This is a genomic window from Paenibacillus sp. EZ-K15 (assembly GCF_002573715.1).
Classification (GTDB): domain Bacteria; phylum Bacillota; class Bacilli; order Paenibacillales; family Paenibacillaceae; genus Paenibacillus_AQ.
Genome location: NZ_PDHM01000016.1, coordinates 622,626 through 636,360 on the forward strand (window position 1 = coordinate 622,626; position 13,735 = coordinate 636,360).

Genomic DNA, 13,735 nt, shown 5'->3' on the forward strand with positions numbered 1-13,735 from the left:
AGAGGTTGTCTATGAAACTGTCGGTGATTGTACCGGTATTAAATGAAGAAACGTTCGTCCCTTTATATATTGAAAGTGTGAGTCGTTTTGCTAATGAAATAATTATAGTGGATGGAGGAAGCACAGATGGCACTTTGAAGCATATTGAGCGGTTACAGAATCTTTGTTCGATCCGGCTATTTCGTTTCCAGCAGATCGGGATGCCGTACACCGAGGATTGGAATGAATCCCTAGTACGTAATTTTCTGATTGATCAGGCACAAGGAGACTGGATCATGAACTTGGATATCGATGAATTAATGGATGATCGTTTTAAAGAGGTGCTGCCGCAACTTATGAGCAATAATGAGGTGGATATATACCAGTTCCCGTTCGTCAATTTCTGGGGAGATCCGTGGACAATTCGGATTAACAGTCCAGGCGATGAGCGTTGGTCCAATGATATAACGAGGATGTGGAGGGCGAATAAAGGAATCCGTTATCGTGACGAGAAACATCATTGTACGCTAGAGGCGGCCGAGGGCCAGAGTATATGGAGCATTCCAAGAGGACGAAGTGATGTGTTTATATACCACTACCATTACGCTTTAGGAAGAAAGATCAAATTTAATGATAATCGAAGAAGAGACGTTAATTTACTCGAAAACGAAGGTATACCAGATTGGAGTTACAAGCATTCCGAATACGAGATTGCCACAGCGCCGTTTCAAGGTCAGCATCCTGAAGTGGTTCGGCGTTACCTGAAGGCAATTGGATTCGAACCTCATTCAAACTAAAAAGCCCCTAACCATGTTTCTGAACTAGCTTCTGAGCTAGCATCAGAAATCATGGAGGGGTTTTTTATTTTCGTTATAAGTTTCAATTTATATTTAACTATACAGTCGATATATCTTTTGTAGGCGATATGACATTGCGGACAACTTGAGTCACTTGTGCGTCCTTCAACACATCGAGTTCGGGTAAGCGGGATAAAAGAGCTATTAGCTGATGATCGTGATAACAAAGCGAATCCGCGACAAAGTGATCAGAATACAGGTGTGGGAAAATGTCGGTTGAACCGCAGTACAGCACATGATCAAATGTGACAAGCGAGAATAAATCGATTCGGTTTGTGAAGTACAGTTGAGGCCCCACTTTGCGCGTACCAATTACTTGGTTGCCGTGATATACATGCGTATATACGATGACATACAGATTCTCATCCTCAGTCAATCCTTTGACGATTTTCTGCCATCGTCTTGAATTTGTCTCCCATATTTTTTCACCCAGAACCAATGCGAACTGCTTTCCTGGATCTCGGACTCGATTCGCAATATCCTCTGGCTGATCCGCTAAATGAAAGATGCTGTGGGGACCTTTCGGTGTTCTCCAGGATTTGTTCCATTTCTGTTCATAGTATGCCTTATTATCATTCCATAACGATTCGTACACCTGCGGCCTTAATTCTTTAATGGTGGCACTGCCGTAATGATATACAAAAGCATCCTCAACGATAGCCAGACGGTATCCTGCATATCGGACACGCTCACAGTAATCATCATCCTCGAACATGCCAATTCCATAGGCCGGATCAAGAGACCCAACTTGTTCCCATACACTCCGTTTTATAGCCACACAGAAAAATCCAAGTAAATCGGTATATCTGATTTTCTGACGGTACAGTTCATAAAAATCATGTAACCAACGAGCATCGGCCCCGTATACTGTATCGCCTATGAAATGATCAAGCGCTTGATCATTACCCACACAATTGGACATGGGACCCGTCATTCCGATTTGCGGGTCTTCGTGAAATGGCCGAAGCAATCTGGAAATCCAACTGCCATCTGGTACGATGGTATCGTTGTTTAGCAGAATCATATACTGGCCTGTCGACTTCTGGCATCCAAGTGTGTTGCCTGCGGCAAAACCAAGATTATCAGGAGACGATATAACTTTAATCAGCGGATTGCTAAGTGTTTTAAGTTGTAGAGAAGTCTGATCCGTTGAGGCATTATCAACAATAACAACTTCCAGGTTAGGATAATGCCCCTTATGAAACAGACTGCGAAGACATTGCTCAGTGTAAGACCATTTATTATGAACAACAATAATAACGCTAACCTTGGGGAACAGATGCTGGATAATGTATTCGTTCAAAACCTTGTATCTTTGAAACCAGTTATTATGCCGGACGAAATCTTGCCTGCGTTTGATCAACTCCGTACCGGTGTTCTGAAGCGCTTCTTGAATCGCCTGCTCGAATTCCTCCGGAGTATGTGCTATGGAGACGATATCGGAAGCAATGGCTTCAACCTCTGGAAGGTGGGTAGATACGACAGGTTTTCCTGCAGCTAGATATTCGTACAGTTTAACAGGATTTGTAGCCTTTGTAAGCATATTCTTCATGAAAGGAATTAACGCAACTTGGAATCGATGTAAATAGCTCGGAAGCGTATGATAGGGCTTTTCGCCCAAAAATATTACGTTGTCCAGCTTCTCGATTTGAGAGGTATCACAACCAAAAGTGTGTCCGATCAGAACAAATGTCCATTCCGGTCGATTTCTAGCCACTGTTTCGATTAGACGTATATCGAACCAGTCAGAAATCGCTCCATAGTAACCGATTATCGGCTGCTCTATGGACTCAAGCTCCGTCAAAGGTTCTTCGGGCGGCATCGAAAAGTGAGTAATATCTGCTGCGTTGCGGATAAGTACGGTGGTTGGATTATATTCATTAGCCCAATCATACAAGTGCTGAGAGGACGTTACGACAAGACCGGCCTCCCGCAGCAGGCGTTCCTCTTGATGAAGCATTTCAGGCTCATTTGTCGAGAATCCCGCATGATGATCCATGCAATCATACACGATTTGATGTTGCTCCATAGCCATGACAAGTGGTGTCCAGAACGGCAAATCAACAATGGATACCAATTGGGATATGCCGAATTTGGCTCGTACGTGCTCAATAGACCATTTCAGGTATTGGATATCCCAATGATTCATCTTATCTTTATATAGATTTAGAGGCTGATTTGCGCACAGAGTAACGAGCCATACGTTTCGATCGATGTTCTTGATGGTGACGAAGCGGCTTACCTCTTCTTGGGAAGCCTCTTCCTTGCGTAAACCAATGATCTCTGTTGTTACATAGAAGACACGATGCCCCTGTTGAGCGAATTGTTCCGATAATTGTTGTGGACGTTGCCATCGGAAATGCCAGTCTATGACAGGAAAGCGAATAATATCGTATAGGGAAGCTTTCGTTGGCATGATTACCTCCGATACCGGAGGCGCAAAGGATTCAGGAGCAGATACGGATTGAAACGTGGATTGTTGATGAGTTGATTGTGATAGGGATACCAGAGGTACCGAGTGAACGGACCGTTTCTTCTTGTTCAATTTATGGTTTGATTTCCGAAGCTTGATCTGATGGGGACTGGTGCGAATCGTCGAAGATCTGCGCCGGTTGTTCGTGATTTTATTCAAGAGTAGCCTCCTCTCTCGTGTGTGATTGTCTCTTTAACAAAGTATGAATCACCCACAGTATCTGTATGGGTAGAACACCATTTGACATTGGATTTATCAAAATGAGTGTGTATGGTTCCAGCATTCAAATATCTTGGAGGAGGATATATAGATCTATGCTGTAGGCCGTTTTCTTATCTTTGGCTATTTGAGTTTCCATTGTTATGATTTATACATATTGTACCAGTGACTACATGGAGGGAGGCCGCTAGTGTGAGAAGATATTGGAACCGAAGCCATCCAAACGATTGCAAGGTCATTAAAGGTAAGAGAAAACATAAGCATGCTAAAAAATCTATCCCGGTATTGAGCAAGCTGAGTAGGTTGCGCTGGAGACTGATTAAGAGCATTTCTCAGATCAAATTACAGCTCAGACGACTTACCATGCGGGTAAATACACTTCAGAAGCAAGTAGAAAGCAGCTATGGGGCGCGAGGTAATGTCATTGCCTATTTAAGATCGCGACTTAATACACGTATAACGATCGAAACTCCTGCAGGTCCAATTTTCGGTACATTGGTATCTATTGGAGAAGATTATATTCAAATCACGGAGCCTAACGGAAGCATTGCCATTATACCGCAACGTGGTATCTTATCCATTGAATAATGATAAATAGGGAGGGAAGAGAGGATGGATTTTTCGGAGATATTGGCAACTTTCCTTGGTAGGACGGTAGAGGTAATCCAGGCCAATCAGTTCCTTCAAGGACAATTATTATCAGCTACAGCTGGATTGATCACGGTACAGGTAGTAAGCTCAAATTATTTGCCAACATCAAGACAGGTTACCATAATTAACGATAATATATCGTTAGTCCGTATACTTCCTCAGTGATTTCTCAAATGGTGAACTTTACAAGATCTATTTCGATAAATCTAATTCAATATGTCGCTTATGGCGTTCTTCCATTTCTCATAGTAATTAAGATGCCGATGTGTCATGCTGGAGCTTCTTAACCTTCTATGATAGAGCGGTTGAGGAACATGATGAACCGGATGGAAGCAGGATACCTTAGATAACATCTCGATATCTTCGTATAGACGTCCTTCGAAAGGGACCATGGTGTTCCAACCTCCTACCTGCTTGAGTATAGAGACGTTGAACATTCTTGGGGCGACTGCAACGGCTTCCGCGAGGAGTTGCCTGGAGGAGAAATGGGATGGTCCAGTTCTGATACCTTGGTAAAGGAGCTGTTTATTCATCCGCTCAAGCCATTCAACATGATTCGCATAGAATACACCAACATTCCGCTCCTTACATGCTTCATGTAGAAGGACTTCCAGACAATCAGGTGACATCCAATCATCGGCATCCAACTCAAGAAACCAGGAACCCCTCGCCATTTGAAGTGCTCTATTCAGGGCATGAGCTTTACCCAGGTTTTGATTTTGTCTCACTGTATTTATTCTTGAATCAACAGGGAGTCTCGCCAGAATACTTGAAGTATCATCACTTGAACCGTCATCGACAATGATCAGCTCCCAAGCTGTGATCGTCTGTGATAATACGGAGCGAATAGCCCATGGCAAGTATTCACCGTCGTTATACGTGCATAGAGCAATGGTAACTATTGGAGAGTTTTGTCTTTCATCTATATACTGAACACGGGATGAAGCATGGAGAAGCGGGGAGATTGCGTTCCATTCCTCAGCTTCCCTCATCCAAGCAGGGGCAGCGCGTTGATGGTATAGGATCCCATCGGAATCAACTTCCGTCCATTCATATCGGGTGGACAGCTGGATCTGTTTATCGATCAACACGTACTTCTGGAATGGCAGCTGTTCTTTTGTCGTAAAACCCGGTATCTGCCCATTCATGACCATCTCCGTGCGCCATAACAGGGGTCCACGGGGAAAAGGGGAGGATGGAAGATGACTGTGGTTGGATAGTGCCGGTTGACCTGTAATAGAAACGGGATTCATGATGCAGCCGGCTGAGCGGTCACTGCATGTACTAAGCCATCGTTCGATTTCTTTGTTTGCATGTGGCTGAACAGAATCTCCCGCATAGAGGGTCATGAACCACGGATCAATCTCCAGGGATAGCGTCTCATTCATGATCGCTGCAGCCTCTTCTTCGCTAGGGATCACTATAGATTGGGCATATGAAAATACACGTTGAACCGAGGACGCGGTATTTTCGCTTAAATGAGGATATAAACCTGGAAGAATAAACACCAGCATGGCCGTTCAGCTCCTTACTGTATTCTTATCTTAGTTGTTACCAAATGGAATCTAAATGGAATTAACCCAATCCTGGTTATCGTATGCCCACATGCGCATGGGGGATACAACTGGCCAATAACATACTCTAAGTTGCGACGCTCTAGTAAATCGGGAATAATAGAGCCTAGAGGCAAAAGCCGAAACCTGGGATGGGGGAAATTGAATCAGATGAAATCGACTTATAGTCAAATTATTCAGCAAGCTCAAGGATTTGCACGCTCTGTGCACGAGCGGGATGCAAGCGGTCATGATTGGTGGCATGTGCAGCGTGTCACCCGCATCGCCCGACTCCTGGCGTATCTTGAAGGCGCGAATCCATACATATGTGAATTGTCAGCCTATCTCCATGACGTAGCTGACGAGAAGCTGAATGAATCAAAGGAAGCAGGTTACGAGCGGGTTCAGCAGTGGTTGAAGCAAGCCGGTGTGGAAGCATCTGACCAGAAAACCGTGTTGGAGATTATCAGCACGATGTCATTCTCTGGCGGAACGGGGAGCGCCATGCGTACATTGGAAGGGCAAATTGTACAGGATGCAGATCGTCTGGATGCGATTGGTACGATCGGAATTGCCCGTACATTTGCTTATTCCGGATGGAAGGGACAAAGCATGTATGATCCATTCATTCCACTTCGGGAGCAAATGACAAGAGAGGAATATCGAAAAGGCAAAAGCACGGCCATTAACCACTTCTATGAAAAGCTATTAAAGCTGAAGGACAAGATGAATACGGAATCGGCAAGGCTGCTGGCAGATGGCAAGCATCAAAGTCTCGAGCTCTTTCTCCAGTTGTTCGATAAAGAGTGGGCAATGGGGAATGAAGCCTACCTGCACGAATCCCCGATTCATCGCGGGAATGTATCGCGTGTCCATATTGCCTTCGATGATTCAACGGCAGGGTCGTTAAAGATGCTGCTGCGCTCGAAACCGGGAGAAATCGTAGTTACATTGGGCAATGACCTTATGGTTGGGCCGCTTCCGAAGGACGATGACTACTCCCGTTGGTTCTCTACCCGAAATAAGTGGTTTGGGGAACGATATAGCACTGGGCATGCCGAAGACAGAAAATTAACGATGTTGCAAGCAGCCTTCGCTTGGCTCACCTGGCCCCAGCAGCTGAGCGAGATGCCGTGCTTGATATGGGCAGGAGATTCTGCCTCGGAACAACTAGGCTTACGTAGGTTGTTGTCTTTGATACCAGATCATCCTGATGTCATATTGGTGAATGCGACAAGTATTCTTCACAAGCAGAACCCGAACATTTGGTATCGGGGGACGTTTGAGTTGGCTTTGGATAAACTTCAAATGGTGCTGGAAACAGTCGAGCATGTTCCATTGTCGCCGCAAGATCAGGCTGGCTATCGTGCGGACTGGCAGCGTCTCGTATGCGATGATGGGGCTTTGCGCGTGCTTCAAGGCGAGGAGTTACGCACCGTTTCTGAATCTTACTATGATGCAGATATACTGCAAGCCGCTTATCGTCTTGAGGCTAGACATGGGTTCTTCAAGAAATCAGCCCGCATTATTGGCGAGGTGATCGGAATGGGTGAATTAACCGTTTCCGACTCTTTTATCGAGTATCGGGTTCGTCATCTGATTCAGGAAGGTGCTTTAACCTATAACGGCGAGCTGACAGCGATGCGAAACTACAGCATCTCTCTTGTAGATGCATCGACTCCCGAGGAGCGGTGGACCCATGCACAGCGCCTGGCCAAGGTCGTGAAGCTGAAGTCGCTGATGAGTGAGATGATGGAGATCCATTTTGCAGAAAGAGGTCTCATGGAAGAAATACGTCAGCTGGATGCAGTGGGTCTGGGTTTATCGGTATCCTCCGATCTGGAAGCTTTTACGAGCAGCATGCAATCTCAAATCGATAGCCTATTGAGCACGTATCAACAGCATCAAGAACAACGTGTGTCCTTCATGGGTTCCCTGGAGAAGGTGTTAACCCAGATCAATGAAACGACTCCTAAAGAATAGATTAAGCATTTTCGTACGAGGTTGGAATCGTTATATCATTCAGACGGAGAAATGAAAGTGGAAAGCGGTGGAGACATGTTATTTACGGAGCAGCAGATTCAAACCATAAGAGAACAAGCGCTTGGGATGGACAAGCATCGACAAGTAACGCCCGAAGTGCTGGCAACGATATACGATCATCGTTTATTTCATTTGTTTGTGCCCGATGAGCTTGAAGGACGAATGACCTCTCTGCCGGAGGCTGCACGCATTTTTCAGGAGACTGCCAGGATCGACGGTAACCTGGGATGGCTGGTTACGATTGGAGCAGGTGGAGGATTCTTCGCGGCACTGATGAGCCAGGAGGTGAGTCGCCGCGTATTTGCACATCGAGAAGCGGTGATTGCGGGCAGCGGGATGCCGACAGCTACGGCAAGACAGGTGGACGGCGGATATATTGTGAACGGCAGCTGGAAGTATTGCAGCGGCTCTACCTATGCAACGACCTTTACAGCCAATGCGGTTATCGAACCAGATACGATACAAGATGCAGCTGACGTACCGACTGCGGATCAGGACGAGCCTCCTATTCGATCCTTTATCCTGAATCCTGATCAAATCGAGATTCTGGAGGATTGGAATGCCTTCGGACTGCGGGCAACGGCGAGTCATACGATATCCGCTGTGGATGCGTTCGTGCCGGTGGAGATGACGTTCTCCCTTACGGAAACCCAAGGGTATGAGAACGAAACAATCTATCAATATCCCTTCCTTCCGTTTGCCCAAGTATCTTTTGCTGGAGTCGCCGTTGGCATCGCCGAGCATTTCCTTGAAGCAGCAGAATCACTTGCGGCACAGAAAGGGAGCTCTTCTCATGTGATCGGCAAGCTGGAGGAGCGTAAAGCAATGTTGGAGCAATCCGTTTCGGATTTTTATGAGACGGTGGAGGGCTCATGGGAGGAGCTGCTGAGTAACGGTGGATTATCGAATTCAACAGAAGCAGAGGTAACCACCCGAAGCGTAGCAGCAGCCCAAACAGCATTATCTTGCGGCCAGCAGGTGTTCCCGCTGTTGGGTTTATCCGCTGCGAAGGAAGACGCCGAAATCAATCGCTGCTGGAGGGATCTTCAGACGGCATGCTCGCATGCGCTGCTAAGAAACTTCTGACGGAGAAGTAAACCATGGAGATGTATAACCCATATAGAAGTAAAACCATGAGCCGCATACCAAGCAGCTCATGGTTTTTATGTTTTGGCTTAGCCAGAGATGTCTTCATTCGCTTCAGACTTCCTGACGGTACGACAATTCCGAACAGGCAGCAGCTGTTTCCGAAGTCCCAGTGGATCAAGCGTTTTATGGGCAGAAAAACCCATTAGGGCCTTTTCCATATTATCGAAACTTTCCGTAATCTTTAATGTGCACATCAAACGTGCATTCCACCGGCAGCTTTTGAAACTCCTGCCGCCAGTTCATTTTTTTCCATTGTTCATAACCAACCCGATTACGAACATAACTGCCGATTCCGAGATTATCCACCTGATGTTTTTTCATCAACGCAATTATGGCATCGCCTTTTTTTGAAATATATTGACTGATTCGCTGCTCCAGCTCACGCCGTTCCCGGTCGTTATTTAACCTAGCATCTCCGATGTATTCCAGAACAGAGCCGGTAACCTTCACATGATACGTAACCTTCTCAACGCCTTGCACTCCGCGGGTGACTTTGACTTTTCGTGTGCTGATCAATGAACTGAACATGACGGTTTCCTTCTTGCCGTTAATCTCCGTCAGATCAATATTAATTTGGCCTTCTCTGAATTTGCCTTTAAGAAAAGCGAAGACCAGAGCGTCCTGAGATTCGATCTTTGTAACATAACGATCATCTCTAAATAACGCGATGCCATTCGTCGTAATGAAATTTTCTCCATGCTTCTTAAGAATCGGAGCAACCGGATCTACACCCTGATCGAAAAAATCCCTGGCAAAGTTAAATAACGTGACCTTTGGAATGGTTTGTCCGAATGCTTCCTTCTCAAGCAGCATATCAATATATCGGCCGGTCCGCGGATGCTGCTTGTAATCGTCAATCAACAATTCTCCTGCATTGCCTTCAACCACGCTGATTTTTACCTGTGAAGAGATGGAAGGATCCCGAAACAAGGTATCCAGATGACCGTGCAGTCCGTTTTCCGCCATCGAAATACCGAACAGCACATTACGCAATTGTCCGCTCACCAGCAACATCCCCGTTTGTCTGGACATGATCATTCTCGCTTCCTTGCTGCTCTTGGCTGTTGCTGTCAGCACTTCGCGCTTAGCGGAAGTCTCCGGATCCGCTTGGGGTATGGAGACCGAGAAGCTTAACTCGCCATTCGGGAGCAAATCATAGCTGGTCGTTTGGATAAATCCAAGATCTTCCAAAATGCGTTGATCCCCACAGCCTGATATAAGGAATATACACAGCAGGAGGAGCAAACACGTACATTTTTTTAACATATCACATCACGCTGCCTTTTTGCGCCGCTGCCATAGCAGCAGAAGAATTAATATCAACGGCATTATGTAGGCGAATCCAATCTGGATATAACCCAGAAACAAAAGCCATTCCCTGATTTTATTCAATACGGTTGGAATGTAGGAGATGAGCAAAGCTACTAATATGATAAAGAAATAGTGTACATTGATTTTGATCTTCGGGAACACTCTTTGGGTGCTTTCGCCAGCCGCCCAGAAGTAAAGGACGAGGGTGATAAGGGTTGTAAACAGGAAGAAGCCGTAGAAAAGGTTCTCGATTCGCTCAATGAACGGAAGCTTGATGTAAGCCAGAAGATCCAGTAACGGGAACAACATAACCTTAAGCATATCCGAGCCAATTACGCCAAACGAAACAAAACCCAAGAGCGTATAGGATACCGTACGAATTAAATTTCCATAGAATACCGCCCTGAACAGTTTGGTCTTCTTATCGGTGTAGGGAAACAAAAGTAAACACAGCTCATAACCCATGTATGCCAAATATATTTGAAAAATCCCCTCGGTCATGCTGTAACTGTCTTTAAAAATATAGGGGGTTAATCTCTCTATTCTGAATTCCCCTATATAATAAAGCAAAAGCAAGCTCATCCAGATGGTGCTCCAGAAGAAAACGGTCGAAGCCTTGGAAATGTTATAGAGCCCTTTGGTCAGCAGCATAAATGCAAGAACATCGATCGCAATCTTGAACACCATGGGGTTGGTTGTCGGGAACGCGAACATCTGAAAGATCAGTACATACTCCTTGGCGACGAGACAGCCGATAAGTGCCCATACCGTACTGATCGCCAGATAGAAGGGGGTCAGAATGAACTTGGGAATGCTTTTCTCCAATATGACGAAGATCGACAGTCCTTTGCCCAGCCGGTACACCCAATACATCATGTAAATATTCAGACAGACCAGAAGGGAAACCGGGATGGTGATAAGCCAACCGTTTGTACCAAAATATTGGGCTTCGACCTGGGTAATGCTGAATACATATACACCTGTTTGAATCATATAGATGAGGATCGCGGTGTGAAATTGGGATAGTTTTTCTTTCAATTGTCCTCACCTCTTCATTTTTAACTTCACTTTGTTTCTGGCTTTGACTTGGGTTGGCCGCTTGGCCAATGCGGAAAAAGGCAGTCTCATGAATACGTCTTTCCAGTCATAGGGCTCAAAGGGAGCAATGGGTGATAAGTAGGAGGCGCCGACACTCGTCAAACCGCTTAAGTGAATGACTATATAGGCCAAGCCAAGAGCCAATCCCAAATTCCCCCATAATCCAGCCATTACAATAAGCCCGAAACGGAAGAGGCGAAAGGATGCGCTCATGACATAATTGGGTATAACAAAGGAAGCAATAGCAGAAGAGGCGACGGCAATGATCAGTATGTTACTGGTTAATCCCGCTTGCACTGCCGCTTGCCCTATGACGATACCGCCTACGATGCCGATGGTCTGTCCAATTTTGGTAGGTAGTCTGGCACCGGCTTCCCGCAACAGCTCGATGGTAGTCTCCATCAGCAGCGCTTCAAAAATCGGGGGGAAAGGTACTTTACTTCTGGACTCTGTCAGTGTCAAGATTAGATTCTCCGGAATCATTTCATAGTGGAAGGAGGTCACCGAGACGTAAAGGGCCGTCAATGTCACCGTGATAATGAGCGCTGCAAACCTCAAGAACAAGGTTGCCGTACCTATGCTCCACCTTTGGTAATAATCATCGGAGGATGAGAAGAATTCAAAAAAGTTGACCGGGGCGCTGAAGGCGGTGGGGCTCCCGTCCATAATTCCGACGATCCGACCCGAAACCAGCTTCGATGCGATCGTATCCGGCCGCTCGGTGGTCAGAAATTGGGCAAAGATCGAATACGGATCATCATCAATGCACTGAATCAGCATGTTCGTATCATGGATAGCATCGATTTCGATATCCTTAATTCGCTTTATCACTTCTTTTACATAGTTCTCATTTGCGATGTCTTGGATGTAAAGAACATAGACATCAGATTTGGTCACTTCACCAACGGACAATTTAATGACTTTCAGATGAGAACTCTGAACTCGCTTCCGGATCAACGACAGATTTGTATAGGCTTGTTCGGTGAAAGCTTCGTGGGGACCAATAATGATGGATTCCGTTTCGGATTCAGCAACCGTACGTGATATCGGGAAAATAACATCGATCAGGTATGCTTTGTCCTCATAAAAGAAAAGCGCCATGCCGTCAAGAATGCTCTCCACGCATTTTTTGGTATCTGTCACATGCTCGTACTGGGATTGCTGCGTTAACGGTTCTAGCGGCGTTGCGGAATTCAAGAGAGGAGGGAGGAGATCACGCTCCAGTCGATCCTCATTGACTAAATGACTGAAATACAGTACATGCAAACGTTCATTATGATAGGTTTTATGGACAAAATCGGCGGCATTATCAAATTGATCGATGATATGCTGCAGCGTCAGCCTAACTTCTTCCTGGGGGTTAGGGTCCTGTTGATTTTCGTGAGTTTGGCCATCTTCTGAATGCTCATGGCTAACCAGAAAGATGGATTTTAATTTCTGTTTCATCCCCACGCCTTTTCACCTCGGATTCCTGCATAGTCTGTCACAGTGTGTGTACTTTGCTCTGGATTTATCCAACGAATCCCATGTCGAATGAAGAAGAATGTAAGCGGGGATCTTAGGCTTGAGAGACGAACGCTAGATCATCTAGAGGTGTAACGAGGAGGTTTAATATGCTGGGCAGCATCGTATTAGTCGGTGTTTTATCGCTCGGGATAAGTCCTGGTAATGATCAAGGAATAAAAAAACTTTCGGATTCCTATGATCAGCAAGCGATATTTGAATCCGGCGGTGAGCTTGTGGAGGAGGCTTTAAGGGCCTGTGAGAAACATTTCGGTACAGCCCTCTTCTTACCACCGCAATTGCCGTCCGTAGCTTTCACACATCAGTATGGCCGCTGTTATGAGATGGAAGGCGGATTGGACGAGCATCTGGAGGTTCATTATCAGAAGCGATATAAACATGAACATGACTACAAGATCGCGTTATATCCGCTGGAAAATAAACAGCAGCTGAAACATCTATCATTTGAAGAATCGGAGCTTTCAGATCATACAACTGCAAAGTTTTACGAGGGACCGATCAATACGCTTCGACTGTTAGTATTCGAAAAGGGGAACTGGCAGTACCTTTTAACTGCTGCAAATCGCGCTTCTTCAGAAATCAGGCAGCAGGAATTGACAGAAATTGCAGAGTCCCTGATCCAAGCCATGAACAGTAAAGACCCTGTTTATGCTATGTGGGGAACACTCGCCGTCACGGAAACAAAGCGTAAATACAATATGGATGTAGTCGACTACCTCTATATGGGAAGAACCACGATCTCTAGTGAACTGGCGGAGGAGAAATTTAAGCTATGGCTTAAGAAAGGCACTCGTGAATTCGGCGTATATGTAACCGTTGCGTTTCATCCGACAACCCATCAGTTCATATCGATTCGGTACGAGGAATTCTAGCTGGAA

General features: G+C 45.7%; 10 protein-coding genes. 5 read left to right on the plus strand and 5 right to left on the minus strand.

From position 1 onward, the window contains the following. Positions 1 to 11: 11 nt before the first annotated feature. Positions 12 to 776: a glycosyltransferase gene (locus tag CRG97_RS15390; RefSeq protein WP_098744477.1), complete on the plus strand. Its 765-nt coding sequence runs from the start codon at positions 12 to 14 to the stop codon at positions 774 to 776. A 97-nt stretch (positions 777 to 873) separates the two neighbouring features. Here CRG97_RS15390 and CRG97_RS15395 read toward each other — a convergent pair whose 3' ends face one another. Further along, the gene (locus CRG97_RS15395) at positions 874 to 3,468 is read right to left on the minus strand and encodes a glycosyltransferase (protein ID WP_098744479.1); all 2,595 of its coding nucleotides are present in this window, start codon (positions 3,466 to 3,468) and stop codon (positions 874 to 876) included. Between the two features lie 252 nt (positions 3,469 to 3,720). On the opposite strand from CRG97_RS15395, the gene CRG97_RS15400 reads away from it, so the two are divergent. Beyond that, positions 3,721 to 4,116 carry a hypothetical protein gene (locus CRG97_RS15400; protein ID WP_098744482.1) on the plus strand — a complete coding sequence of 132 codons (396 nt, stop codon included), beginning with the start codon at positions 3,721 to 3,723 and terminating at the stop codon, positions 4,114 to 4,116. A gap of 269 nt (positions 4,117 to 4,385) precedes the next feature. On the opposite strand, the gene CRG97_RS15410 is transcribed toward CRG97_RS15400, so the two are convergent. Further along, positions 4,386 to 5,693: a glycosyltransferase family 2 protein gene (locus CRG97_RS15410; RefSeq protein WP_237566412.1), complete on the minus strand. Its 1,308-nt coding sequence runs from the start codon at positions 5,691 to 5,693 to the stop codon at positions 4,386 to 4,388. 210 nt (positions 5,694 to 5,903) lie between these two features. Between CRG97_RS15410 and CRG97_RS15415 the strand changes: the two genes are divergently transcribed. Beyond that, positions 5,904 to 7,715, plus strand: a complete 1,812-nt coding sequence (locus tag CRG97_RS15415) for a DUF3658 domain-containing protein (protein ID WP_098744487.1) — start codon at positions 5,904 to 5,906, stop codon at positions 7,713 to 7,715. A 51-nt stretch (positions 7,716 to 7,766) separates the two neighbouring features. Then, on the plus strand, positions 7,767 to 8,861 hold the full coding sequence (locus tag CRG97_RS15420; RefSeq protein ID WP_098744490.1) for an acyl-CoA dehydrogenase family protein: 1,095 nt from the start codon (positions 7,767 to 7,769) through the stop codon (positions 8,859 to 8,861). Positions 8,862 to 9,083: 222 nt separating this feature from the next. Here CRG97_RS15420 and CRG97_RS15430 read toward each other — a convergent pair whose 3' ends face one another. Genes CRG97_RS15430 through CRG97_RS15440 form a run of 3 tightly spaced genes read right to left on the minus strand, consistent with a single transcriptional unit; the run spans position 9,084 to position 12,779 of the window. Then, on the minus strand, positions 9,084 to 10,190 hold the full coding sequence (locus CRG97_RS15430) for a Ger(x)C family spore germination protein (protein ID WP_098744496.1): 1,107 nt from the start codon (positions 10,188 to 10,190) through the stop codon (positions 9,084 to 9,086). Between the two features lie 6 nt (positions 10,191 to 10,196). Beyond that, complete coding sequence (locus tag CRG97_RS15435) at positions 10,197 to 11,273, minus strand: GerAB/ArcD/ProY family transporter (protein ID WP_098744499.1); 1,077 nt, start codon at positions 11,271 to 11,273, stop codon at positions 10,197 to 10,199. A 6-nt stretch (positions 11,274 to 11,279) separates the two neighbouring features. Continuing rightward, on the minus strand, positions 11,280 to 12,779 hold the full coding sequence (locus CRG97_RS15440; protein ID WP_237566413.1) for a spore germination protein: 1,500 nt from the start codon (positions 12,777 to 12,779) through the stop codon (positions 11,280 to 11,282). Positions 12,780 to 12,946: 167 nt separating this feature from the next. On the opposite strand from CRG97_RS15440, the gene CRG97_RS15445 reads away from it, so the two are divergent. After that, complete coding sequence (locus tag CRG97_RS15445) at positions 12,947 to 13,729, plus strand: DUF3889 domain-containing protein (protein ID WP_098744505.1); 783 nt, start codon at positions 12,947 to 12,949, stop codon at positions 13,727 to 13,729. Positions 13,730 to 13,735: the final 6 nt, after the last annotated feature.

What these genes read in the sequence shown, in the direction of transcription:
- CRG97_RS15420 (WP_098744490.1), top strand. Translation starts at nt 7,767, where the DNA reads ATGAAAGTGGAAAGCGGTGGAGACATGTTATTTACGGAGCAGCAGATT.
- CRG97_RS15445 (WP_098744505.1), top strand. Translation starts at nt 12,947, where the DNA reads ATGCTGGGCAGCATCGTATTAGTCGGTGTTTTATCGCTCGGGATAAGT.
- CRG97_RS15430 (WP_098744496.1), bottom strand. Translation starts at nt 10,190, where the DNA reads ATGTTAAAAAAATGTACGTGTTTGCTCCTCCTGCTGTGTATATTCCTT.
- CRG97_RS15415 (WP_098744487.1), top strand. Translation starts at nt 5,904, where the DNA reads ATGAAATCGACTTATAGTCAAATTATTCAGCAAGCTCAAGGATTTGCA.
- CRG97_RS15410 (WP_237566412.1), bottom strand. Translation starts at nt 5,693, where the DNA reads ATGCTGGTGTTTATTCTTCCAGGTTTATATCCTCATTTAAGCGAAAAT.
- CRG97_RS15440 (WP_237566413.1), bottom strand. Translation starts at nt 12,779, where the DNA reads ATGAAACAGAAATTAAAATCCATCTTTCTGGTTAGCCATGAGCATTCA.
- CRG97_RS15390 (WP_098744477.1), top strand. Translation starts at nt 12, where the DNA reads ATGAAACTGTCGGTGATTGTACCGGTATTAAATGAAGAAACGTTCGTC.